At 62.9% G+C, this 25,059-nt stretch carries 19 protein-coding genes; 13 read left to right on the top strand and 6 right to left on the bottom strand.

Annotated elements, in window-relative coordinates:
- Positions 1-51: 51 nt before the first annotated feature.
- Positions 52-1,452, top strand: a complete 1,401-nt coding sequence (locus tag IRI77_RS15500) for a hypothetical protein (protein ID WP_194452948.1) — start codon at positions 52-54, stop codon at positions 1,450-1,452.
- Between the two features lie 171 nt (positions 1,453-1,623).
- Here IRI77_RS15500 and rsmG read toward each other — a convergent pair whose 3' ends face one another.
- Positions 1,624-2,262 (bottom strand): 16S rRNA (guanine(527)-N(7))-methyltransferase RsmG, encoded by a 639-nt coding sequence (gene rsmG / locus IRI77_RS15495; RefSeq protein WP_194452947.1) that lies wholly within the window; start codon positions 2,260-2,262, stop codon positions 1,624-1,626.
- 160 nt (positions 2,263-2,422) lie between these two features.
- Positions 2,423-3,400 (bottom strand): VWA domain-containing protein, encoded by a 978-nt coding sequence (locus IRI77_RS15490; protein WP_194452946.1) that lies wholly within the window; start codon positions 3,398-3,400, stop codon positions 2,423-2,425.
- Positions 3,401-4,101: 701 nt separating this feature from the next.
- On the opposite strand from IRI77_RS15490, the gene IRI77_RS15485 reads away from it, so the two are divergent.
- The 3 genes from IRI77_RS15485 to IRI77_RS15475 all read left to right on the top strand — a co-directional run bounded on the left by IRI77_RS15485 (position 4,102) and on the right by IRI77_RS15475 (position 7,143).
- Positions 4,102-5,148, top strand: a complete 1,047-nt coding sequence (locus IRI77_RS15485) for a M91 family zinc metallopeptidase (RefSeq protein WP_194452945.1) — start codon at positions 4,102-4,104, stop codon at positions 5,146-5,148.
- Positions 5,149-5,637: 489 nt separating this feature from the next.
- On the top strand, positions 5,638-6,447 hold the full coding sequence (locus IRI77_RS15480) for a terminase large subunit domain-containing protein (protein WP_194452944.1): 810 nt from the start codon (positions 5,638-5,640) through the stop codon (positions 6,445-6,447).
- Between the two features lie 33 nt (positions 6,448-6,480).
- Positions 6,481-7,143 (top strand): hypothetical protein, encoded by a 663-nt coding sequence (locus IRI77_RS15475; RefSeq protein WP_194452943.1) that lies wholly within the window; start codon positions 6,481-6,483, stop codon positions 7,141-7,143.
- A gap of 1,372 nt (positions 7,144-8,515) precedes the next feature.
- Here IRI77_RS15475 and IRI77_RS15470 read toward each other — a convergent pair.
- Both IRI77_RS15470 and IRI77_RS15465 read right to left on the bottom strand, forming a co-directional pair.
- Entirely contained in the window at positions 8,516-8,800 is a 285-nt protein-coding gene (locus IRI77_RS15470; RefSeq protein ID WP_194452942.1) for a hypothetical protein, read from the bottom strand.
- Positions 8,801-9,317: 517 nt separating this feature from the next.
- Positions 9,318-10,181 carry a hypothetical protein gene (locus tag IRI77_RS15465; protein WP_194452941.1) on the bottom strand — a complete coding sequence of 288 codons (864 nt, stop codon included), beginning with the start codon at positions 10,179-10,181 and terminating at the stop codon, positions 9,318-9,320.
- Between the two features lie 713 nt (positions 10,182-10,894).
- Between IRI77_RS15465 and IRI77_RS15460 the strand changes: the two genes are divergently transcribed.
- From IRI77_RS15460 to IRI77_RS15425, 8 genes are all read left to right on the top strand, one after another.
- The gene (locus tag IRI77_RS15460; protein ID WP_194452940.1) at positions 10,895-11,920 is read left to right on the top strand and encodes a DUF4365 domain-containing protein; all 1,026 of its coding nucleotides are present in this window, start codon (positions 10,895-10,897) and stop codon (positions 11,918-11,920) included.
- Positions 11,921-12,142: 222 nt separating this feature from the next.
- Positions 12,143-12,772 carry a hypothetical protein gene (locus tag IRI77_RS15455; RefSeq protein ID WP_194452939.1) on the top strand — a complete coding sequence of 210 codons (630 nt, stop codon included), beginning with the start codon at positions 12,143-12,145 and terminating at the stop codon, positions 12,770-12,772.
- 206 nt (positions 12,773-12,978) lie between these two features.
- The gene (locus IRI77_RS15450) at positions 12,979-14,007 is read left to right on the top strand and encodes a hypothetical protein (RefSeq protein ID WP_194452938.1); all 1,029 of its coding nucleotides are present in this window, start codon (positions 12,979-12,981) and stop codon (positions 14,005-14,007) included.
- A gap of 69 nt (positions 14,008-14,076) precedes the next feature.
- A complete protein-coding gene (locus IRI77_RS15445; RefSeq protein WP_194452937.1) occupies positions 14,077-15,129 on the top strand; it encodes a TIR domain-containing protein in 1,053 nt (350 codons plus the stop codon).
- 56 nt (positions 15,130-15,185) lie between these two features.
- Entirely contained in the window at positions 15,186-16,796 is a 1,611-nt protein-coding gene (locus tag IRI77_RS15440) for a restriction endonuclease (protein ID WP_194452936.1), read from the top strand.
- Between the two features lie 312 nt (positions 16,797-17,108).
- Positions 17,109-17,366, top strand: a complete 258-nt coding sequence (locus IRI77_RS15435; RefSeq protein ID WP_194452935.1) for a ribbon-helix-helix protein, CopG family — start codon at positions 17,109-17,111, stop codon at positions 17,364-17,366.
- The gene (locus IRI77_RS15430) at positions 17,363-17,740 is read left to right on the top strand and encodes a type II toxin-antitoxin system VapC family toxin (RefSeq protein ID WP_194452934.1); all 378 of its coding nucleotides are present in this window, start codon (positions 17,363-17,365) and stop codon (positions 17,738-17,740) included. Before IRI77_RS15435 ends, IRI77_RS15430 begins: the two co-directional genes overlap by 4 nt.
- 722 nt (positions 17,741-18,462) lie before the next feature.
- Entirely contained in the window at positions 18,463-18,942 is a 480-nt protein-coding gene (locus IRI77_RS15425) for a hypothetical protein (RefSeq protein ID WP_194452933.1), read from the top strand.
- A 1,405-nt stretch (positions 18,943-20,347) separates the two neighbouring features.
- Here the strand turns inward: IRI77_RS15425 and IRI77_RS15420 are convergent.
- Positions 20,348-21,694 (bottom strand): carotenoid oxygenase family protein, encoded by a 1,347-nt coding sequence (locus IRI77_RS15420; protein WP_194452932.1) that lies wholly within the window; start codon positions 21,692-21,694, stop codon positions 20,348-20,350.
- Positions 21,695-21,855: 161 nt separating this feature from the next.
- Positions 21,856-24,069 (bottom strand): catalase/peroxidase HPI, encoded by a 2,214-nt coding sequence (gene katG, locus IRI77_RS15415; RefSeq protein ID WP_194452931.1) that lies wholly within the window; start codon positions 24,067-24,069, stop codon positions 21,856-21,858.
- A gap of 71 nt (positions 24,070-24,140) precedes the next feature.
- On the opposite strand from katG, the gene IRI77_RS15410 reads away from it, so the two are divergent.
- Positions 24,141-25,052, top strand: a complete 912-nt coding sequence (locus IRI77_RS15410) for a LysR family transcriptional regulator (protein ID WP_194452930.1) — start codon at positions 24,141-24,143, stop codon at positions 25,050-25,052.
- Positions 25,053-25,059: the final 7 nt, after the last annotated feature.

The following is a 25,059-nucleotide window of genomic DNA, read 5'->3' as shown; positions in this document are numbered from 1 at the left end:
TTGCCCGTGCGGGCCTGTGGAACATCGTAGCCTGTTTAGAGACCCATCAGCATGTTGAGACACTGCCTCTGGATTCTGGCCGGCACCTCGCTCCTCGCGCAGCAACCCCCTGTGGTGACGGCGGATGCCGTGCGCAACGGCGCCAGCCGGATCGCGCCGGGATTGCCTGGTTCCGGTTTGCACCCTGGTAGCCGCGCGGTGATCGGCGGCTTGCGCTTGAGTCCCGGCAGCGTGCGCGTCGAGGTGGGCGGGCAGGTGGCTCCGATGTTGCGCAGCGCTCCGGAGGAGTTGGAGGTCGCGCTGCCGTTCCGCCTGAAGCCCGGTGTTGTGCCGCTCAGCGTCACCGTGGATGGCCGGAAGAGCAAGCCGGTGTCCGTAGTGATCGGGGCGGCGTCTCCAGGCTTGTATGAGCCGGCGAAGAAGGCCGCGGTGGAGCGCGGCGGGTTGCTTTCACTGGTTGCGACCGGAGCACCGGCTGTCGAGTTGTGGATGGGCGGGGTGCGCGTGGCGGTGGTCCGGCGCTCCCGCGGCGATGGGACCGACGAAGTGCGGGCGCGTGTTCCGGCCTCTGTCCCGTTGGGCTGCGGCGTGCCGGTCACGGCGGTGGGCGCCGACGGCGTTCCGGGCAATACGATTGCGATGGCCGTCAGCGAGAAGGGGCAGCCGTGTCCAGCGGATGCTTGGACAAGCGCACTCGGGCGGCCCGGCCGGACAGGGCTCATCGTGCTGTCGCGGTCATATCAGGGAGCCCGGGCGACGGATGAGGGCGCGGCGCTGTTCACCGTGCGCGGTGAGGAGGCGAGCTGGCCATCGCTGCTTCCGGGCAGTTGCGGGCTCTACCGGGCGGATGAGGGCTTCGATCCGCGCGGGTCGATCCTGGCGCAGATGACAGGCCGCGTGCCTGGGGAGGGACTGGATGCGGGTGCCCGCATCACCATTGCGAACGGGCCGCAGGCGCGGGCGCTGGCCCTGCGGTCGCCGGGCTTCTATACGCGGACGCTGGATCCGCTGCCGAACGGGCCGTTCCTGGAGGGCGGGCGGTTGCTGGTGCAGTCGATGGGCGGCAAGGCGGTGGCGGGCCTGTCGTTTGTGCTGACGATGACGCCGGGCTTCCCGGCCGTGCTGCCGGCCGGAGACAGCGTGCTGGGGGCGGCTCCGTTGAGCCTGTCGTGGACAGGAATCGGGCCGGACCGCCTGGCGCTGGTGGCGGTGACCGCTTCGGATGCGCAGAACCGGGCCATGGTGATGGCGCTCTGTGTGGCGGCTCCGGAGGCGGGGCGGTTCGTGGTGCCCGCGTGGGTGCGGGCGGCTCTGCCGGAGACGAGTTCAGCCACGGTGTCGGTAGCCTCGATCCCCCGGGCTCCGGACGTGACGTGGAAGGCCACCGGCCTGGACCGCGGCGTGGCGTTCACCGTGCAAGCCCGGCACACGGTAATAGCGCTAAAGCGCTGACTCCGCCGACGAGGCAACACGACCCACGCGCCTTGAGCCGCGACCGTGAGGGAGCGGAGGAGCCCCCAAAACGCCCCAAGCAATCAACCAACCAGCCAGTGCCACCAACCAGGGAAGCCAGTGGCCCGCGCCCTGCCGGTCGCGGTTCGCACCGTGGAGAGCGGCGCCCGGCTACCCCTGGGTCAGCTCGACGATACAGCGGACGCCCAGATTCTCCGGCAGCTCGAACCGCTCCACCACCTTCATCAGCAGACGGCGCTTGCGGGCCTCCGGAAGGGCTTCGGCGATCTCCAGTTCGGCGTCGGGCCCCTTATACAGCAGCGCGCGCGTACCCTGCCGAACGGCCGGCCCGAACAGCGCGGCGGCCTTGGTGAGCGGCGCCACCGCCCGGGCCGTGATCAGGTCCATGCGGGCCTTCTTGAGGACGTCCTCGGCGCGCAGCGGCATCACCTCCACGTTCCCGATGCCCAGGGCCTGGGCGGCTGCTTCCACGAAGGCCGCCTTCTTCTGGGTGGACTCGGCCAGGACCCAGCGGACATGGGGCAGGACGATCGCCAGGGGCAGGCCGGGGAAGCCGGGTCCGGTCCCCGCGTCCAGCACCAGGCCGGCCTTTTCGAACAGGCGCCACGGCAGAATCGAGTCGAGCACGTGCTTGATGGCGGCTTCGCGCGGCGTGGTGATGCGTGTCAGGTTGAACTGTTCGTTCGTCTCCACGATGAGGCGGAGATGGGCTGCGCCCTTGATGATGAGCTCCTCCCGGTTGGGGAGGCCGGGCGGGAGTACCTGCTGTAATTCGTCCTCGAACTGCACAGTCTATCTTCGCATTCCGGGATGGGACCGGGCAGGGGTTGCTGGGGCCTTTTCGGTGGGGGGACGTTTCCGCCCTGTCCACCTGGCGGCCCTCCGGGCAGTGCGGATCTCGTGCGTTTCGGGACAGGGGATAAACGTCCCCGGTGGGATAACGTCCCCGCTAGCGCGCGGCCCAGTAGCGGTCCCGTGCCTGCACCTGCAGGCCCTTCGTCTTGGCCGTGAGCTGGAGCTTGCGGAAACCGTGAACTGTCACCGGCACATCACTCACGAACCCCAGGCTGTACTGGCTTCTCAACTCGTCCTGGATCGTCGCGAAGATCTGCTCAATGGGCCGCTTCCTGGTCACTTCGAAGAAGCCGCCTCCCGTTTCGCGGGCCAGGCGTTCCAGGACTCCGCGGCCATCCGGGGCTCCTCCGAAGTAGGCTCCAGAGTCGGAGAAGTAGATGGAGTAGATCAGGGTGTCGTTGCGCTGGGCCACCTCCAGCGACTCGGCAAAGGTGGCCTGGCTGCCGGTGTCCACCCCGTCGGACATAATGATGATCGCCTTGCGGTCGTGCCGGTCCTTCATGACGTCGCGGCTGGAGACGACCACCGCGTCATACAGGCGGGTGCCGGCTCCGCTGGGCATGTTCAGCTCTCGGCGCGTGGGCGTGTCGACATAGTTGAGCGCCTCGTCGAGCTCCTTGCGGGAGGCCGTCAGCTTCTGCCGGACATAGACGCCCATGTCGAACTGCAGGATGAAGAACTGGTCCTTGGTGTCGCGCAGCACCTGGTCGATGAAGCGGAACGAGGCTCCGCGTTCCTTGTCGAGCACCTTCTCCTGGCTCATCGAGGTGTCGATGAGCAGACCCAGCGTGAGCGGCAGGTCGGTCTCGCGCGAGAAGTAGCGGATGGACTGGGGCCGGCCGTCCTCCAGCAGCGTGAAGTCGTCCTTGGTGAGGTCGCGGACGATCTCGCCCTTCTTCGTGGCGACCGTGGCCAGCAGGCTGACCACGCGGACGTTGGAGGAGAAGATCGGCTGGTCGTCCGACGGCTCGGGCGGCTGGGCGCTGGCCAGGCAGGCTCCGGCCAGTCCGGCGGCCGCGAGCCAGGCCCGGCGAGTCAGGGTCCGCGAGGATGGGGCGATGGTTCGGGTCACAAAGGGTCCGTAGTACCAGATGCGGGCAGGGGCGATTGGGTTCCCGGGGGTAGCCGGAAGGTGGCTCTGGCCCGCTGGAAACTTGACCAAACAGTACCCGATGAGACGAAAGATGCAACGCGCGCGCCCGCTGTAGTACCACTGGGCGAAGAGTCACGTAAGCAAGGGTGTCTCGTTCTTGCACCCTTGTGTATACTATTTGGAATCTGAACTGGCAATCGGTGTAACCCAGCGTCGGGGGGACAGGTCACATCGAGGGTGGAAGAGTGGGCATGGCAGCGGTGCTGGGAGGAAGACAGAAAAACAAGGGCATCCGGCGCCCGTCCGGGGGACGAGCCGGTGGCTGGGGCAACTCGGAGAATGCCCGCAGTCCGCGCGTGTCGTGGAGAATTACCGGCCACGGCAGCGGTGCGGATCGCCATCGACGCTGACCTGGGAGCGAACCCGGAGGCGAGGATCGTCGTTGTGCAATCACCCAGTCCGCGTCTGAAGAGAGAAGAGAGCAGGGCATAACGAGGCCGGCGGAACCGCGCAGCGCGTGTTCCCCAGCCAACCGGCTCGCCCTGGGCAATCCGATGCCAGGTTTGGGGAAGCCGCCCAGGTGGGCGGAGATCCCGCATGGACGTCCGGGCGCCGGCGCAGTTGGGCGGCTCGAGCAGGCGGGGCAGAGATCCGGTCGAATTATCGAGGAGAAGCAGAAAATGATTGAATCCACGTACATTCCCTGCCAGTCGATCCTGATTACTGGATGGCAAGGCAGCGCACTCACGACGGGCAAAGTCCTGACGATGGAGGAGTTCGTTCCGTTCCGCGACCGGATCGTCGTCCTGCTGGAGATGCTGAGGAAGACGAAGACAGGCCGCATGCTGTTCCAGAGCCTGCAAGTGACGGGGAAGCGCGTGAAGATTCACGTCGGCGACGACTATCAGGACAACGCGGCCAAGATGGATCCCAACACGACGGCCAACGGGACCGCGGCCGCGATCAAGCCGTTCCGGCCGGCGCACCACAACATCGAGCTGGCGCTGAAAGGCAGCGAGTCGGCGTGGAGAGGCCTGGACGCCAAGGACGACCGCACCGACAAGAAGGCGCAGATCAAGCTGCAGATGCAGCAACTGGGGCAGGCGACGAAGAAGTCGGAGACTGCGCCGATCATGAGGGCGATGCTGAACCGGGCCCACCTGGGGATGAGTCTGGAGCCGAGGATCACGCACTCGCGGTTCCGCCGTCCGGAGCAGGAACTGGCCGCGAAGCTGAACATTTCGCCGACCGAATTTGACGACATGATCTGCGGCATCAAGTACATGCCGGACTCGGTGTACTACCCGCTGTGTTTCCTGCTCTACGACTATGCGATGCCAGGAGCCGGGACCGACGCGCAGATCCGCGTGATGAACCAGAAGACCTTCGAGTACGATTTCCGCAACGACATTGAGGCCGAGAAGAAGCTGCTGCGGGGCAAGACGGAAACGACCAAGACCCTGGACGCCGTCATTCTGGCGCACGAACTGGTCCACGCCTGGCGCATGATGGCCGGCCGCCGCGTGGTGGCTGGGGGCTGGGAGGAAGAGGCGATGACCTCGGGCATCGGGCCGTTCACCAACTGGCGGATGACCGAGAACTCCTTCCGGGCCGACCTTGGCCTGAAGCAGCGCAAAGAGTACGCCAACAACCGGCACTCCTCTGAGCTGATGCAGACGATGCACGGCCAGGTGAGTAGCAAGGGCTACAAAGGGACCATGTTTTAAACGCCGACGGCCGGGCCCATCCGCGCGGAGTTCGCAACGGATGGGCCTGGCCGGCACAACCTGGGTGGATCGCTCGTAGTGGAACTCACGGGGTGCCACCCGGCCATCGCCCGGGCAGCCCAGGCTGGATTGGCCCTGAAGTAGTACTAGATCATCCTGGACCCACGCGTAGCTCTGCCCGCTCGACCTCTCTTTCGTCCCCTCGCAGCCGTTCCCCTCCGCTTCCCTCACCCGCCGTTCCCCTCCTCCGCGCCCGTCGCGCACTCGACCAAAGTCCGCTCCAAAGCCCGGGATTCCGGCCGCCGCACGCCCTCCGGAGCCCGGTTTCGGGCGGTTTTGCGGGGTGCGCTCCCCGGCAGTTCCGCAATTCAGAGAATATCTTCTGTTTGTTATCAATGGCTTGGGGGAAACGTGGGGCTGGAATTCAATTGCCTGGGGTAATGCTCTTGGCGGCTGCGAAGTGCGGCCGGAAAGGTGAGGAGCATTCATATGTTTGCTTCCAGTGTGGAGAGCATGGCTCGGAGTGTGATGGAGCAGTTGAAGCGGGTGCGGCGTGGACCGGCACTGGTGAAGACGCCCTCGGCGTGGGCGCGGGCGGAGTTTGGCTTTGAGGCGGATGCCCGCCAGCAGGAGGTTCTGGATACCGACGCGCGGCGCGTGCTGCTGTGTTGTTCGCGGCAGTGGGGCAAGTCGACGGTGACGGCGCTGCGGGCGCTGCACTTCGCTGAGCATCATCCGGGCACGACGGTGCTGTGTGTCGCGCCGTCGCAGCGGCAGAGCGGGCTGTTCCTGGAGAAGGTGCAGCGGTTCCTGAAGGGTCCGGTGGTGCGGGATCCGCGGGAGGCGGCTTCGGTGAAGCTCCCGAACGGGTCGTCGATCATCGGGCTGCCGGGCCAGGAGGGGACGATCCGCGGGTTCGACAACGTGGGGTTCCTGATTCTGGACGAGGCAGCGCTGATCGAGGACAGCGTTTACACGGCGACGCGGCCCATGCGGGTGCTGTCGGATGGATTGTTGTGGCTGATCTCGACGCCGCACGGGCAGAGCGGGTTCTTCCACGACGCCTGGCACGACGAGGAGGCGGGCTGGGCGCGGTTCAAGGTCTCGGCGGCGGAGTGCGAGCGGTTCCGGCCGGAGGTGCTGGCGCAGGAACGCGTGGCGCTGGGCGAGCGGATGTACGCGCAGGAGTATCTGTGCGAGTTTCTGCCCAGCGACCTGCAGATGATCCCCGGGCACCTGGTGGAGGGCGCGGTGACGGACGACGAGGAGCCTCTGTATGAGACGCCACTGGCCGGCTAGCCGGCCGGCTGGGCCGGGCGGAAGGAACGAGAGATGTTGATGACAGCAAGCAGGCAGAAAGCGGGTTCGGTGTTCCATCTGGGACTGGACCTGGGGTTGCGGCGGAATCCGACGGCGCTGGCGCTGGTGGAGGATGTGACGCGGCCGACGGGTAAGTTCGACTATGTGTATTACACGCATGTGATGGAGACGGTGCTGGTGCTGCGGAACCTGCAGCGGTTGCCGCTGGAGACTCCGTATGCGGAGCTGCCGGGCTATCTGGAGCGCTATCTGGAGGGCCTGGCGCGGCGCGGTCCGGTGCATCTGGTGGTCGATGCGACGGGCGTGGGCCTGCCGGTGGTGGAGCTTCTGCAACTGGCGCAATTGCCGGCGCGGCTGAAGCCGGTGGTGATCACGGGCGGAGAGTCCGTGGGGCAGTTGCCGCATGCGGCGAGTGTGCCGCGCTCGATGCTGCTGCAGAACCTGCGGGTCGTGTTGGAGACGGGCGGGCTGCGCATCCCCTCGGGGCTGCGGCTACTGCGCGAGTTGAAGCAGGAGCTGCGGGCGTTGGGGGATCCCAAAAGCCGGACGCCGGACGACATGGCGTTCGCCTTGGCGCTGGCCGTGTGGTCGGCCCGTCCGCAACCAGTGGTAGGCGAGCGGTCGGTAGCGCTGCCCGTGCACCTGGGGGGACCGAAACCGAGGCTGCCGGTGTAGCAGCCGGTGTAACTGCAAAAGAGGCAGGGCAGGCGGCAGACCGCCGGCCCTGCCCAGCAGCGTGCGGGACCCCGCGCATGGAGCCGCGAATGTCAATGAGCGGGCACCCCAACGAAACGCCCCAACAAAAAATTCGAAAGCCCGCCCACCCACCACCAGTCCCGGAGCGCAGCGACGGGCTACCCGCGCGTCATTGATTGAGCAAGCCGCGCCCTCGCGCCTCCTCTCCCGGTCCGTCCCCTGGGTTGACCACCCAACATCACAAACCCGCATCAACCCGAACCGCCACCCCCAGCATTACCCCCGTCGGAGCCGCAGGCGAAGGCGGGGGCCCGCCCCAACCCAGCAACCACCCGAAGACCAACCCAAACCATCCCAGCAACGTGCGGCCAGGCACCAAGTCCAATCTCGGAAGCGCAACACACGCGTCCACCCACCCCGCACCGCAGCGACGGGCTACCCGCGAGTCATCGATAGCGCGGGCCGCGCCCCCGCGCCTCCTCGCCTGGTCCGTCCCCTGGGTCGACCACCCAGCATCACAAACCCGCATCAACCCGAACCGCCACCCCCAGCATTACCCCCGTCGGAGCCGCAGGCGAAGGCGGGGGCCCGCCCCAACCCAGCAACCGCCCGAAGACCAACCCAAACCATCCCAGCAGCGTGCGGCCAGGCGCCAAGTCCAATCTCGGAAGCGCAACACACTCGTCCACCCGCCCCGTACCGCAGCGACGGGCTACACACGCGTCCTCAACGGAGTCCCCGCATGGCCCCACGGGCCGCCAAGCGAAGGAAGCCGCCCACGCATTCCCAGTCCCAGAGCGCAGCGACGGGCTACCCGCGCGTCATCAATGGAGCGCGCCGCGGATACGCACGAGTCTTCAATGGACACCTCATGGGCTCCCAGGACCGGCCGAAGGTGGACAGCGTCACGTGATGCAATTAGCAGAACTCTCGTGGAGTAAGCCCGCCGGGCTCAAACTCGGCCGGATCATGCTCTCAGGGCTCCACCGGGAAGAACGGCATCAAGAAATGTGCGCCATCAGGCACTCAGGAGCATCAACATACCAAGAGCGCAACCCGCCAAGGCGCCCAATGCCTGGGTTCTGCCTCGACGGCTGAAGGCTGCGACGAGAAGAGCCACGACCATCGCCACAAGCCAAGCCATCGCAGCGAGAATGGCAATGTGCCCAACCGGACGAAGGACGAGATGGCCTGCGTCTGCCCACCCGGCCCAAAAATGAACGCCAGTTGCGGCAACAGCCAGTGACACGGAGAGCATTCCAAAACCTGAACGCGATGTACTTGGTTTCTCCATCAGGCTAACCTCTGGGAACCCGGCCCTCGATCCAGACGATACCGGCTTCACTGGCCATCACGCCACGCGAGCCCCCTTCGCCCCCCACGCCAGCAACCACACTCCGCCCACCACGCGCGCCATGTTGGCACTCCAGCCGAACCAATCGCCGCGCACGGATGGCTGGACGTAGCTGATCGAGACGATCATCAGGATGCCGAGCAGAATGGCGCCCCATCTCTTTTCCCGTCGCTCGCCCGGCCTGCGCCCGCGCGTGTACCACCAGGCGGGCGGGCCAAAGATCGCCAGGAACGCGACCAGAACGATCAGCACGATGACAGAAGGATTGGAGCCGACATCCATAGTTTTGAATTCACAGGATAACGCGGGCGCAAGTACAAAATCCCACGGTGATAGGATCCGCGGAAGGTGCGTCCAGTGCCCCGGCAACTCCGCTGACTCGAACACCTCTACCCCGACCGCACGCCCCGCCGCATCCACCATCAAATCCGGAAACCCCAATGCCGCGCCTAAGCCCGAGGGCCGCAAAAAGCCCCAGACCGTACCCCGCCGCCAAGCCCTTCCCAGAGCCGAAATCTGGCCATGATTCACCCGCCCCGGAGCCAACTTCCATACACCGCGAGCCGGGTATCGGCCGCGCGGGATCGACCGGCTAGCTCGTCCATCACCCGAGTCTAGCCCCTGCCGCCGACAAACCGACTCAGCCGTCCGGCAGTGCTCGTCCACCCGCCCGCACAAAGTGGTCGAATCGCCCAGAGCGCAGCGTCCGATTTCTCTCCCGATCGCAAAAGTCGGACAGTAAGTTCACTGTGCGCGAACAGTCGCCATCGGGGCATGTCTGAAAAGCTGCGTAGTCCTGTCACCTTTCGGGTGTCGTCTCGGGAGAGGTGTGTGTGGCCGCGTTTGGTGGCTCAGGTTCGGCCGGCAAGGGGGTGGGCATGGGCGGCAATGGGGCGGCTCCCTCGGGAATTGATTCACGTTGTGTTGCAGGGGTGTGCTCTGTGGCCATTGCCTGCAAAACAGAGGGTGCGAATGGATGCGGGCATAGCTTTTCGAATCGCGGGATGTCCGGTCTTAGCGCGAGGATTTCCTGCCAACGTTGTTGCGTCGGACCGGCGCTCTCAATGAACATCCGCAGTGGTACGGCGTGTAGGGCGAGCAAGAGCAGCCAGAAGCACCATCCTAGGATACGCGCGTGGGTCACCTGACTGAGATCATAGTTCCCACTACCGTCAGCGCTCTTTGCCCAAGTGATCAGTTGCTGTGGAGACTGCACCAGGAACCAGAACAAGACGACCATGAGGATGACGGCGACCACGGAGGGAATAGCCGCGATCGTGATCGTATACATGGTCCTGACGCGTACTGTCGAGCTTTGAGTGCTGCGACGCCACGACTCCCAAGCAAGGAGCCCGTCACCAAGTGGTGAGTTGTACGTGACGAACTGCATGATGTCGTGGATAATGAGTCCTTTGTACGCGAGGAAAGTGCTGAATACGATATTTATGAAGACGATCGCAAACCAGAACACAAGGTTGTATGCGTTGTTCCCAACGAGCAAGGTAATCGCGCTCTTGCTGGTTGGCCCAATAATCCACCCGGTGACTACAGCAAGAGCACTGAGGTAGACGCTGATGTATTTATTGATCTCTCCTTCCTTGTCTTGGAAGTCCTTCCGGAACGTCGCCAATTGGTCCTGGCTAAGGGGCTGGAGTGTGCTCATGGGGTCGACTAGTTCTGTCCGCGGGGTCACCGTCCGGCGATTACTGGGATGATAGCGAGTAGAGCAAGCAAAGTCATTTGCAGGATCATGACAACCCACGGGTACGCTCGTGCGCCGGGGATGCTGCATTTCGTGAGGTACAGCCTTGCGGATCGACAGGCTAGGTACGCAGTTGCCGCAACGATGGGGAGCGCAGCTAGCAGGTCGAGAATGGGGAGCGCAAGGTTCTGTGATCGATGCTCTTGCTTCCACGTTTCCCACATCATCGATGCGCCTTGCTGTACATGAGCAGATTCAAGTTGCCGAAGGTACGCTCCTTGTCGGTGGATCAGAAAATCGAACCGAAGCGTCGCGGCCGCCCAGGCAATGCCCAAGAGCGACAAAAGCACACTCAGGACCGTCGTTCGGGCCTCACAGAACGCAACACCCGCAAACAACGCGATTACCACGACAATACTCAACCAATGCATGAGCGCAAGGTTCAGCAGAATCTCTTCCCGAACGGCACCATACATGTACCACACGACTGTATTCCTTCCCCAAGTGTTATAGCAAAAAACGCGCGTGTGCAGGAGCATTTTCTAACTGCTCCGACCAACGACAAGCTATTGGGAAGCGCTTACCACGCCGTTTCATCGGCGACTCCCCCGAGCCCATCAGCACGCACCTCGCCGATTTCGTGCTGCTCGGTGCGGAGCGCGCGAGAATGAGTTATGCGGTCGCGGATCACGAGTAGAGATGGTGTCAATTCTGTTCGCTCGTTCTTCGAGCACCACGGTTGCCGGTTTCAGGAGGTCGACCAGCAGCAGGATATCGGGAAGGACGCCTATGTTGACCTTGTGGACAAGGCTGGTATTACGCCGTTGTGCGTCGCGCTCCAGATCAAGGCGGGCGCGTCATACCGGAAAAAGAATGGAGAGTACCTGATACCGTTGGCCGACCACACTGAGCTGTGGCGACGATCCACGGTCCCGGTCTTCGGCATCGTGCACGACCCCGTCGATAACAAACTTCGCTGGGTGGACCTAACCGGCTATTTGCGTGCGCACCCTGAGCAGATTACCGGGAGCGTGCCCGTCTCAGCCGGGCGAATCCTCGATGAGCTTTCTCTCCATGGAACGTTCACGGGTTCGGTACGCGCATATGGACCGCGCGGGACGAGCGATCTCGTCCTGAACCTCCTTGCCCTCGACCCGTTTCAGACCGGCGCGGTTTACGATGCATGGGCGCTCAGCCGGTCAGAGCCCAAGTACCTACTAATCCTCCGTCGATTCATCATGGACCTCCAGCCGGAACCACTTCGACGCACAATCTGGCTCTTGTCCCACGTGGGCTCGCACCCAAACATCTTCTGGACCAAGGAAAACTGGATCGCGCCGGACATCCAAAAACAGCTCCTACCTTCATTCCGGTGGTCGCCCGAAGAGCTCGTCCACATGATCCGTGCCGTTGACCACCGTGACTATGGCCCTGGAACGCTCGGGGAGTGCCTCGACGTCCTCCTCTATGAGGACCCATCCATCGTCGACAAAATCCATATCGCCATCCCACTGCTCCTCAAAGATCAAGACCACACCCAAGCCGTCAGGGCCGCGACCCTCGCTCTCACGCATGCCCAGGATCAACAACAGCAATTCGATCTACTCGTTAGCCAGTACCCCGAACTCCGTGAACACGAGTGGTTCCAGGACATCGCCGTCTCTCTTCAGGAATCCACGGAACGTCTGTCCCTCTATTAGAAGGAGTGTCACGGGCAGCAGGTCTATGCTGTTCAGATTCCTTCGAGCGGACACACGTCAGGCCATCCAGATCCCCTGATGAATTGGATTGAGGTCATCGAAGCCTCAGAAGGCGGGAAATGGTTCCGGAGTCAGACCGGCGTTCACAGGCTTAAACGCTCATGACCCTGCTATGATGCCGGAATGAGGGAAGATATGAGCATCTGTCAGAGGCGATGAGTCATGAAGCAGACACCACCGGACCTCCTCGTCAGCTACCAGCCCCCCCTCTCTATGGCTTACATTCAGCCATTGATTGATAGCGTCGAGGCGTCAGGACTCTCCATTTCCATAGAACCTCGCCCCCCATCTGGTCCTTACGCTGGCATCCATTGGCTAATACCGACTGCGCTTTTTATTTGGGTCGGCAAATCATATTTCGATGGGTTTCTAAAAGAAGCAGGCAAGAACCATTATTCGGCTCTCCAGCTGGGCCTTGCCTCGCTTTGGCCCGTATTCTTCGGGAAGAAACGACTCATCAAGATAACTGCTGTTGGCACGGCTGGGAAAATCCCTCTCGAAGCAGCCAAGTATTCACTGGGGATCTCACTTCTCGCAGAGGCCGGCCCAGGCCTACATTTCAAGTTATTGTTCCCAGACGAGATGTCCGCACTCGATTACAATACAGCCATCGCTCTCTTCTTTGATTTTCTTCAGAAGTACTACTCTGGCAACCTTGATCCGGCATCCGAAGCCCGCCTCGGCGCTGCCCGCCGGGTCGCGCGAACTATTCTGGTAACCTACGATGCAAGTAACAACCTATTTGTGTTCTTGGATCCAGTCCAGGGAAAGGCTCCGTCAGAACTGACATAGTGTGACGCCTGCGAACAGGACGTCTTCGGTTTAGGCTCAACTTTGATGGCTGGTTCAAATGGACGACTGCTTCCTGTGAACCAGCATTCTCAGCCGATACTCAACGATTGCGTCGCTGAGGCAATTCCTGGATCGGCCTCTACTGGCAGAGGCAGCAATCTGGATGGCTGAACGAGGGCGCCCATCATGCTAAACTCCCCAGCAGCATGAGTACAACTCTGATAGACGAGACCCCAGAGGCCGGCCAATTCATAGCGGACACCGCTACAACCTTCGATCAATACAAGCGCTTTCCGGATGAAACGTTTGTCGCAGTTCAAGGTGCTGTACTTGCTACAAGCGGAATTGATCTTCAGAATGAGCGCTTCAGTCCCGAGTGCTTAACTGACATGGCTGAGACAATCCAACGGCAATCACTTTGGGTCATGCATGAACACAATCCGCTAATTATGCCGCTCGGTCGCGTATTGACCGCAAGAACTTTTTATGCGCCGGAACGACAGTTATACTTCGTCGCTGGTGTATTTGGTTTCTACGACCAATCTACTTACCCCACCTTTACATCCCTTGGATGCATTCCCGAGAAGTGCCCAACCGGACTAAGCTCATCAGATCCCATCGACAAAAGCCGCGATGGAACAATTACACTTGTCTACAATTCTCACGAGATTCCGAAATCAATGATCGACGAACTCCTGCAAGAAAGGCCAGTCGAGGTTGCTGCGCGCCCAGGAGTCGCTCGCAGGAAGAGCGCTGACTCAATTGCGATTCTTGCCCTGTCGACCTCACTGTGGCTGCTCGCAAGCAGTCCGTTCGCAAAGAAAGTTTCTGAACGGCTTGGTGATCACGCCGCAGACACGGCTTTCGCGCTTTCCTCATGGCTCAGGGACAAGGTATTCGGAGCGTTCAGCCGATTAGAAAAGGAAGCTCTTTTTGAATTCGAATGCGTGGAAGGGGGCTGTCGAGTGGAACTCATTGTGCCATCACGAGATCGTGTCGTGTTGCGGACAGCTGCCGCGAAGATTGACGAGGCCGCTTCTAGTGCGCATTCCCTTCTCATCGCCCTCCGCCCATTCGGACCTGAGAAGCTTGTATATCGATTCGACCCGACGACATTGCAGTGGTGGCCGCTCTATGCGGCAACCCGCTTGCGAGGCGTGATCAAGGACGAACGTGTTCTGATTGTGGCAGATAGACTCAACTCACAGACGAGATTCAAGAGTCGCAATGATTAAGCAGACTACTATCTAAGAAACCCAGGACGGGGGCATCGAGGCCGAATGGCCTTCTGAGATAATCGGAAAATGGTTTCGACGAACAGAAGCGACGCACACAGGGTGACCCACGCGCGGGAACTCGAAAAACTCGCTTGGTCGAAGGCAACGGAAGCGATCAACGAGGAATCTCGGCGTGATGAGCAGCAGGCCGTGAGAGCCGCTGCGGCCCGGGGTACACTGCAATCCGGACAGTTCGCCGGGCGAATTGCAGCAATCCATCAGGATCGGGCGAAGCGAATCTTGGACAAACAGATGGAACTCCGGCGCGCCACTTTGCAATCTGTGCCGGAATTGGGTTCTGAAGAAGAGTTCAATCGCCTTCGGGACTCAGCTTACTCAACGATCGACCGCGTACTTGCCTCCATTCCTCAACACCTCAGCCGTCTCGGCTTTCATGTTGCTGTCGATGCCCTTCGCCCGAAAAGTGAATTGGACGCCACCACGCTCAAGGCGCACGCCCGAAGAGAGATCGAAATGCTCAAATGCGAACACGCGCTTCAAGCCGTCAGCAAAGAAGAAAGCATGGTAAAGATGGAAGCCAGAGACAAGGGCAAGGTGTGGGTTGTTCATGGACGCAACCTCATCGCCCGCGATGCGATGTTCACGTTCTTGCGGGCGATAGGATTGGAACCGATGGAGTGGGGCGAAGCTCTCGCTCTGACCGGCCAAGGATCGCCATATACAGGCGAAGTGCTCGATCACGCATTTGCAGCCGCCCAAGCTGTCGTCGTCCTCATTACTGGCGATGACGTGGCCCGGCTCGGCACGCGGTATATTGAGCCCCACGATTCCCCGGAAGAAAGAGAGTCGACCCCGCAGGCTCGGCCCAATGTGATCTTTGAGGCGGGGATGGCCTTTGGTAAGTATCCTGAAAGGACGATACTGGTGCTTCTCGGGCGAACCCGCCCATTCAGCGATGTCGTCGGGCGGAACGTACTGTATATTTCGAACGAGCTCCGCAGGCGACAGGGCCTTGCGGACCGTCTGAGGACCGCAGGATGCGGGGTGAAAACGGAGCACCGAACGGATTGGCACACGGCGGGGAATTTCGATGCGGCGGACGAGCCGCCAGATGCTTAAATCGAAGATAGCAACTGGCACCAAGGATATGATTATTCTCTCGGTCGGAGGAGATAATGGCGCGCAGAAGTGGTTTTTTGGCCGCATTGGGGCAAGTCGCAAGAGAATCCGCACGTCAGCAACGGATCGCCGAGGCAACCCGTCAGCGGCAAGCACGGGAACAACTTCGCTACCAACGTGAACAGCTGCGGCTCAGTGCGCAACTCGACAAAGTCGAGCGCCAGCAGTATGCGCTGGATCGCGCAGCCGAGGCCGAAGAGAAGTCCGGCGAAGTCGAAGACTTGGTCTGCGCCCTTCGAACGATCCTTGAGGATACGCTCGAAGTCGACGACACGCTCGATTTTTCGTCCCTACGAACTACTGAGAAGACTGTTCCATTCGCCCCTCCCCCAGAACTGCTTGAAGGCAAATCCCTCCCGAAGCGGGAGGATTTTATGCTCCGGGTCCGCCCGGTTACATTCCTGGAACGGTTTCTGTCGCGGCACCAGCGGTATGAGCTTGAGTTGCGGGAAGCGGAATCCCGGTTCGATGAGGCTACACGGCAGCGGATCGCCGCGGAGGAAGAACGAAAGGCAACGATAGCCAGGTTAGCGATCGAACATGAGCAGAAGAACGCGAAGCGGCTTGCCGGGATCCGCCAACGCAACTCTGAGGTCGACGCCTTGATTCGGGCCTACGATTCGGGCGAATCTAGCGCGGTCAGAACCTATTGTTCCATGGTCTTGGAGCGCTCCTCCTATCCGGAGGGGTTCCCGCAACGGTTCCGCTTGGCCTATGACCCTGAATGCAAGCAGTTGGTGATCGATTACGAGTTGCCCGCCCTCAGTGTGATTCCGCCGGTTGCGGAGTACCGTTACATGAAGACCAAGGACTCGATCGAGGAGAAGCCGCGCAAGACCGCCGAAGTGAAGGAAATCTACCAGGATGTGATTGCCGCTGTTACCCTGCGCACGATTCATGAGGTATTCGAAGCAGACCAGGGCGGTCACCTCTCGATTGTCGTATTCAACGGCTTTGTTCAAGCCGTCGATCCTTCCACTGGCAAGGACATAACTCCGTACCTGATCTCCGTTCGAGCCACGAAAGAGAACTTCGAAGAGATAGATCTCGCCAGGATCGACAAGCGGGCATGCCTTCGCAACCTTGGAGCGCAAGTGTCGCCGCAAGCTGCGGACCTCCGCCCGGTGAAACCACTGATCGAGTTCGACATGGTGGACCGGAGGTTTGTCGAAGGCACAGACGTGCTCGCGGATCTCGAATCCCGCCCGAACCTCATGGACCTTACACCCTTCGAGTTCGAGCAACTGGTCGGAAACCTCTTCTCCAAAATGGGGCTTGATAGCAAGCAAACACGATCCTCCCGCGACGGTGGCGTCGATGTAGTCGCGTTTGACACTCGGCCCCTGGTGGGTGGCAAAGTCGTGATCCAAGCAAAACGGTATCGAAACACTGTGGGAGTTTCCGCTGTGCGTGATCTGTTCGGAACGATGAGCCATGAGGGGGCAAACAAGGGAATCCTCGTGGCAACCAGCCACTATGGTGTCGATGCTTATGAGTTCATCAAGGGGAAGCCAATCGAATTGATTGATGGATCCGGGCTGCTCTACTATCTCGAGGAGAAAGCTGGCATTAAGGCCTGCATCATCTTCCCCGAAGATGACGCGTAATCCGTTCCGGGCGATGACCCTGGTCAAGCGGTCCCAGGTAGCAGGAAATGATCTGATCCGTGGCAAATGGGTGCGCAACTCCTGAGGAGAGGGCGGTCCTGTGGAGCGGTTGCGCGGCAAGAGAATGGGGATCTCACGCTGGCCATCTTCGCTGAGGCCGGCCGGGCATCCACGGAAGATACTCGAATTCTCGGCAGGCAGGCGCTTTGCAGGAGCACTCCAAAGGAGCCATTTGTCGCCCGAATGGCGATCAGGCGCTGCCTGTCTCCTTCAGCCAAGACTCTCCCGCCGCGGCGATGTATACTATACATCATGAGGAGAACTCAGCTCTACCTCGACGATCAACTCTGGAGCGCCCTCCACGCGCGCGCCAGCAATGAGAAAACAACCGTCTCGGAACTGGTCCGCCAAGCCGTGCGCGAAAAGTACCTCGGTAGCCGGGAACAGCGAAGATTGGCCATGCAGTCTTTCGTAGGCAGCCGCAAGGCTTTGGCCCATGCAGCCAGCGCTACTGAGGAGATCCGGAACCTGCGGCGCGGGTCGCGTCTGGACCGGCTCGAAACGGAATGACGGTTCTCGTCGATTCCGACATCCTGATCGAGGTCGCCCGGGGCAGAAACGCGTCCGTCGTCTCTCAATGGATGGCGTTAAGCGATTCGGATGCTCTGGTTCTCTACTCCGCCGTCAGCGTGGCTGAACTCTGGGCGGGCGTGCGGCCAGGCGAGGCCGACACCCTTGAATCGCTGTTCGAAGCCCTGGTCTGCGTACCGGTGGATTCCTCCATCGGACGTCACGCGGGAGACTTCCTGCGCCTATATCGAAAGAGCCATGCTGTGGAGCTCGGCGATGCGCTGATTGCCGCCTGTGCTCTGGCAAGACACGCCGTTCTCTGGACTCGCAATCGCAAACACTACCCGATGAAGGACCTCACCTTCTTCGACTGAGTTGGCGTTAGTTCGCGGCAGATGTCCCGCGAGTCTTACGACACGAGATTTCGCGCCCCCGACGCGAGGAGACAGCCGCAGGGGCACCAGCCTCCCACAGCGGACGGTCCCCTCCGTTGCAAGCGCACCCTCTTCCGCGACAGTACCGGTAATCCTGTCCAACCGGCTCCCAAAGTTCGACCCACCCGAACCCGGCGGCATCACCCAGCGAAAGGCCCCGTCGCTGTTCCAGATGACCTCGGGGGACACTATGAATCCGGCCAACGAGGGACACCTCAAATCCGGCCAATGCGCAACCTCTATATTATTGGGCACTTCCGAACGTAGTGGCGAATCTCCGGCAGCAGCGGGCGGTAGGCGACGCCATTCTCGCCTAAAGCGTTAAATCCCAGGGGTTTGGGGACAGAGTCCCCAACGTCCGAAGCTAGGCATTCTCGGCGCCACGTCTTGCCACGCACTCTCCTCTGGAAGGCCAACTTCGTTGGCCGCTTTTTTGGTGTCCCTCATTGGCCGGATTGAGGTGTCCCCCAAGGCAGATGAGGCCATCCGCCACCAAAACACGCCTCGCCTACTCCCGGATCTCCCCCCTTTCCGCACATTGCGAAAAGTTCATCACCACACTTCGAAAAAAATCTCGCTCAACGGATTCAATCAGTTATGGATTTTCGGACCCGTAAGACTTGGAGACCCCTCTCTAAGCTGGTTATAGAGGAATATTCGTCGTGAACATCTACGAGGATTCAAACTTCACTATCACCGATGCCGACCGCATCTTGCGCAACACCACCGTCGCGGAGGACGGCATCCTGACCGGCCCCAGAGCCACCGGGGCGCTCACCTTCTGCGAACGCAAGGAATACTACAAAAAGCTTCGTGCCGCCGTCCACGAACAGTACAAACCCACCACCGTCTATCAGCACATCCTCGCCGACCGCATGGCCGACTGCATCTGGCGCGCCGAACGCTACGCCTCCTTCGAAGCGAATGCCCTCACGCTCCAGATCCAACGCCAATGGGACAACACAAATGAGCTCGTGCCCAAAGCCAACCCCGGCATCCACGCCTTGCAGGGCTGGCTCACAATGGATCCCATTCAGCGCAAATCGCTCCAGGAAGCCCTCAAGCTCGAGGAGCGCTACTGGCGCCGCCACCGCGTCCTCGCCGCCGAACTCCGCCTCGTTCAGCGGCTTCACCCGAATTGACCGGCAATTCCTCACAAACCCCGACGCGCGCAGGAACTTCGATAGAAAGGCTCCGCTCATGCCCCTGGAAACAATTTCGGAAAAACGCCTCGCTGCCAACCGAGCCAATGCCCGCAAGTCCACCGGACCCCGTACCGCCGCCGGCAAAGCCGCCGTCTCCGCCAACGGCTGCCGCACCCGAGCCTACGCCCGCGTCCACCGCATGCCGCCCCATCTCGAGACTCACTTCCGCGCCATCGCCGAAACCAAATCCAGGGCCATCGCCGACCCCGCCCGCCGAGCCCTCCACTACGACTGGTGGATGCTCGAAGGCCACCGCATCCTCCACGAAACCCGAGAGCGTGGCCTCTTCAACGCCGGCCTCGAATATGCCGAGGGCAACGAGGAAATCGCCACCCAATGGGTGCTACGCCAAACCGGCTATCTCCAAGCCCTAAACCGCTACGCCGGCTGGATCCAGGCCCGCCTCCGCAAAGTCGAGCAAGCCCTAAGCGCCGAGCCCAAGAAGCTCGAAGCCGAACTAGCCCAAACTCAACCCATAGCCTCGGCCCCGCAGCCGCCTCAGCCGCCCGTCCCCGGCAAGGAACAGAGTGACCAAACCCATTCGTCCAATTTGGCCGACCAAACCCATTCACCCCGCAGTCTCAATCCGTCCAGCCCGCCCTCCACGGCGCCAACCGCGGCCTCAATCCCCAACCCCAACGCCAGCCACCCCGATTCACCCCGCAGTCTCAATCCGTCCAGCCCGCCCTCCACGGCGCCAACCGCGGCCTCAATCCCCAACCCCAACGCCAGCCACCCCCAGCCTTACCCCCGGCGCAGCCGGGGGCCCGCCGCAACAACGACAATGCCCGAGCCAAACGAATACTCATCCGCCAAAGCGCCGCCAGTTATCCCTAATCCCATCCCCAGCGAATTCGCCGCCGGCCAATCTCATTCGGCAAATCTGGCCGAGCAAACCCACCTGCACCCCCCGCCCCAACAGCCGGCCAGCCGCCCCCAGCCTTACCCCCGGCGCAGCCGGGGGCCCGCTGCAACCCCAACGACGCCCGAGCCAAACGAATACTCATCCGCCAAAGCGCCGCCAGTTATCCCTAATCCCATCCCCAGCGAATTCGCCGCCGGCCAATCTCATTCGGCAAATCTGGCCGAGCAAACCCACCTGCACCCCCCGCCCCAACAGCCGGCCAGCCGCCCCCAGCCTTACCCCCGGCGCAGCCGGGGGCCCATCCCAACTCCAACGACACCCGAGCCAAACCCAAGCTCCGCCAACTCAGTCCCGCAAGCAATCGCCGAACCCAGCCTCTTCGAAAGTGTGGCCGACCAAACCCATTCAATCGAGGACCCCAACCCGCCCGCCAGCCGCCCGCCAACCACCGACGCCCGCCATCCCGCGGCCGATCGCCTACGCCGCCCCTCCCTCCGGAACCCAGGACCCATGCAGGCCCGCCGGCACCCGCGCCGGCAGCGGAATCTGCGCCACCGGGGCTGCATACAGGTCCCGCGCGTCATACAGATGGACGCTGCTGCGATCGTCCCTCGCGTTGTATACAAACGTGATCACATAGCCGTCATCCTCCGCCGTACCGCCCGGAGCCGGCACGAACACCGGCTCGCCCACGAACTCGCCCGCCGGCAACGTCCGCACGACGCGGCTGCCCGTCTTCAGATCGTAACGGGCCAGCGCCTCGAACACTCCGGGCGTCGGCGTCTCGTTGGGCCGCGGGTTCCGGAAGGCGACGTACCCGAACCGGTTCTCGCGCATCGCGAAGCGGTCGTTGATCCTCGGGAACTCGCAGGGGCAGTCGTCGAGCGGCTCGTCCTGGGTGGCTCCGTTCTCCAGGCTGATCCGCAGGCGGTGGAGCTCCAGCCGGCCCGGAGTCCCGTACGACGAGAACCACGGCAATTGAACCTCAATGTAGTGGTCGCGCTCAAAGGCGTTCATCACGTGGAAATGGAAGAAGGGCGGCGCCTCCAGCCAGCGGATCGCCTGGCCGCCGCCGCGCCGCGGGATCACCGCGATCGCCGTGCCCAGGGCCGGCCGCCATTGGGGCTGAGGCTGTTCCAGCACGTAGGGGCAGACGAAGGCGACCACGTAGTTGCGGGTGATGGCCACGTCGTGGATCATCGCCGGCCAGGGGCCGTCGAAGCTCAGGGCCTTGGTGAGCACTCCGTGGCGGTCCACGACGAGGTAGTCGAGACGGGGCTCGTTGGCGTCGTAGGCGACGGCGACCATCTCGCCGGTATCCGGGTCGAACTTGGGGTGGGCGGACATCGCGCCCGGCAGGCGGCCGTCGAAGTCGTGCGGATGCAGGGTGTTCAGGTCGCGGTCCAGCAGGTGGGGCAGCCCGCCTTCCCACAAGGCGAGGTAGCGGCCGGCGTGGCGGATGATGTGGGTGTTCGCCAGGTTGGCCACCGGGGGCGGGCCGAAGGTGGGGCCGAAGAGGCGGTGGCCGGCCGCCTGCTCCTGCAGGAATTCGGTGGTGCGCACCCAGCGGTTGCGGTAGCGGGCCTGCCCGTCCTCGAAGTAAATGGCGTGGACCATGCCCGTTCCGTCCATCGGGTACTGGTAGATTTCCGGTGCGAATTGGGGATTCGGGCCGTTGCGGAGGAAGGCCCCGTTCAGGTCGCGCGGGATCTCGCCCTGGACGGGCAGGTTCCGGTCGTCCCGCTCCTCGAAGACGGGGGCGTAGGGTCCGTGGAGAAAAGGGTTGTCGCTCACCCAGGCCGGGCTGGCGTTGTCGGCTGTCATGTTCGCACCTCTCTCACGAAGGGGCGCGCGGGGAGTGGAAAGTGATCAGCGGGGCAGGGGATTGCGGAGCGGAGAAAGATGGCCGGCCCGAGAGCCGGCCCGCAAGCCTGGTGGCTCGCCCCACGAGGAAAGGGCGGCTGGTTGGGCCGCCCGTGCCTTGTTTACCGCAGGTCGAAGCGGTCCAGGTTCATCACCTTGGCCCAGGTTTTGGCGAAGTCCTGCACGAACTTCTCCTTCGCGTCCGAAGCGCCGTAGACTTCCGCCACGGCTCGCAACTCGGAGTTGGAGCCGAAGATCAGGTCGACCGGGGTGGCCGTCCACTTGGGCTGGCCGGTCTTGCGGTCCACGCCTTCGTAGAGACCTTCCTCCTTGGTGGAGACCGTCCACTTGGTGGACATGTCCAGCAGGTTCACGAAGAAGTCGTTGCTGAGCGTGCCGGGCCGGGCGGTGAAGACGCCGTGCGCCGCGCCGCCGGTGTTGGCGTTCAGCGAGCGGAGGCCGCCGACCAGGACCGCCATCTCCGGAACGGTCAGTTCCAGCATGTTGGCGCGGTCCACCAGCTTCTCGGCCGGCGAGACGGTCTGGCCGGGGCTGAAGTAGTTGCGGAAGCCGTCCGCCGCGGGTTCCAGCACGGCGAACGAGGCCACGTCGGTCTGCGCCTGGGTGGCGTCGACACGGCCGGGGCTGAAGGGCACCTGCACGGTCTGGCCGGCATCCTTCGCGGCCTTCTCCACGGCGGCCGTGCCGCCGAGGACGATCAGGTCGGCCAGCGAGACCTTCTTGCCACCCTTGTTGAAGTCGGCCTGGATGGCTTCCAGACGGGGCAGGACTTTGGCCAGTTCGGTGGGGTTGTTGACGGCCCAGTCCTTCTGGGGGGCGAGGCGCAGGCGCGCTCCATTGGCTCCGCCGCGCATGTCGGTGCCGCGGAAGGAGGCGGCCGACGCCCAGGCGGTGCGGACCAGCTCCGGCACGGTCAGGCCGGAGGCGAGGATCTTCGCTTTCAGCGCCGCGATGTCCTTGGCGTCGATCGGCTTGGCGTCGGCCTTGGGCAGCGGGTCCTGCCAGATGAGGTCCTCGGACGGGACTTCCGAGCCGACGTAGCGGGCCTTGGGGCCCATGTCGCGATGGGTGAGCTTGAACCAGGCTTTGGCGAAGGCGAGCTGGAACTCTTCCGGGTGTTCGCGGAAGCGGGTCGCGATCTTGTTATAGCTGGGGTCCATCTTGAGGGCGATGTCGGTGGTGAACATGATGGGCGCGTGGCGCTTGGCGGGGTCGTGCGCATCGGGCACGAGCGTGGCGCCCTTGTTGTCGGCCGGGATCCACTGGGTGGCTCCGGCGGGGCTCTTGGTCTTCACCCATTCGAAGGCGAAGAGGTTGTCGAGGTATTGGGAGGACCACTTGGTGGGCGTGGCGCTCCAGGCGCCTTCCAGGCCGCTGGTGATGGCGTCGCCGCCGCTGCCCTTGCCGCACTTGTTGTCCCAGCCGAGACCCTGCTTTTCGACGGAGGCCGCGGCGGGCTCGGGTCCCATGCAGTTTTCGACGGGGTGGGCTCCGTGGGCCTTGCCGAAGGTGTGGCCGCCGGCGATGAGGGCCAGGGTCTCTTCGTCGTTCATGGCCATGCGGCCGAAGGTGTCGCGGATGTCCTTGGCGGCGGCGAGCGGATCGGGGTTGCCGTTGGGGCCTTCGGGGTTCACGTAGATCAGGCCCATCTGGACGGCGGCGAGGGGCTTCGCCAGGTTGCGGTTGCCGCTATAGCGCTTGTCGTCGAGCATCTTCTGCTCGGGGCCCCAGTAGACGAGCTCGGGCTCCCAGTCGTCGGCGCGGCCTCCGGCGAAGCCGAAGGTTTTGAAGCCCATGTCTTCCAGGGAGACGTTGCCGGCGAGCACCATGAGGTCGCCCCAGGAGAGTTTGGCGCCGTACTTCTGTTTGACGGGCCAGAGCAGGCGGCGGGCTTTGTCGAGGTTGCCGTTGTCGGGCCAGCTATTCAGGGGATCGAAGCGCTGCTGGCCGCCGCCGGCGCCGCCGCGGCCATCCAGCGTGCGGTAGGTGCCGGCGCTGTGCCAGGCCATGCGGATGAAGAAGGGGCCGTAGTTGCCGTAGTCGGCCGGCCACCAGTCCTGCGAGGTTTTCAGGACGTTGTGGATGTCCTGCTTGACAGCCTTGAGGTCGAGGGTTGCGAAGGCTTTGGGGTAGTTGAAGTTCGCGCCCAGCGGGTTGGACTGCGGGGCGTTCTGACGCAGGGGCGTGAGATCGAGTTTTTCGGGCCACCAGAATTTGTTGGATTGGGGCTGCTGGGCCCACGCGAGGTTCGCGGGCACGAGGGGTGCAACGGCGAGGGCGAGGGCAAGAACGAGCGGCTTTGCGTACAGCTTCATGGCACCGAGTTTAGGGCGCGCGTTAATATAGGTCAACACGATTGAGGCTATGGTTCTGATCGGAGTTTCCTATGGCACTGAAGACACGGGCGCGGGGGTTCGACCTGCGGCAACTGGAGTACTTCTGCGCGGTGGCGCGGACGGGCAGTTTCACCAAGGCGGCCGACGACCTGGGGATCGCGCAACCCTCGCTTTCCGAACAGATTGCGCGGCTGGAGGAGGGGCTGGGCGGAGCCCTGTTTGAGCGGCTGAACCGGCGGGTGGAGCTGACTCCGCTGGGGGAGGCGATCCTGGGCAAGGCGCAGGCTCTGCTGGAGGATGCGGCGGCGCTGCCGGACCATTTCGAACGGGCGCGGAAGGGGATGCACGGTCCGCTGCGGGTGGGGGCGATTCCGACCATCCTGCCGTACTACCTGACGCCGCTGCTGAAGGGCTTCATTGAGCGCTATCAGGATGTCGACCTGCATGTGCGGGAGGGGACGACGGCGGAGTTGGTGGAACTGGTGCTGGAAGGGCAGATGGACGTCGCGGTGGTGAGCCTGCCCGTGGAGGGCGCGGGGCTGGTGATGAAGGAGCTGTTCCGGGATCCTCTGTACCTGGCGGTGCCGGAGAGCCACCCGCTGGCCGGGGCGGAAAAGGTGCAGTTGCGGCGGGTGTCGGAGGAGCGGCTGCTGATCCTGAAGGACGGGCACTGCCTGCGGGACGAGACGCTGGCGGTGTGCGACCGGGCGCGGGCGCGGTTCTCGGGGCAGTTTGAGGCGGACCAGTTCCTGACGATCTTCGAGCTGATCCGGGCCGGGTTTGGGGTGAGCATCGTGCCGGAGATGGGGCGGGGGTTGAGCGCGGGCTGCCGGATGATTGAGCTGGAACCGAAGGCGAGCCGGCGGGTGGGCTATATCCGACTGGAGCGGCGCTACCTGTCGAAGGCGCTGGAGGCGTTCACGGGGTATCTGCGGGAGTCGGCCGAGAAGCGGAAGAAGTAGGGTTCAT

The organism is Paludibaculum fermentans (genome assembly GCF_015277775.1).
GTDB classification, from domain to species: Bacteria; Acidobacteriota; Terriglobia; order Bryobacterales; family Bryobacteraceae; genus Paludibaculum; species Paludibaculum fermentans.
This window is presented reverse-complemented; position numbering and strand designations above follow the sequence as displayed.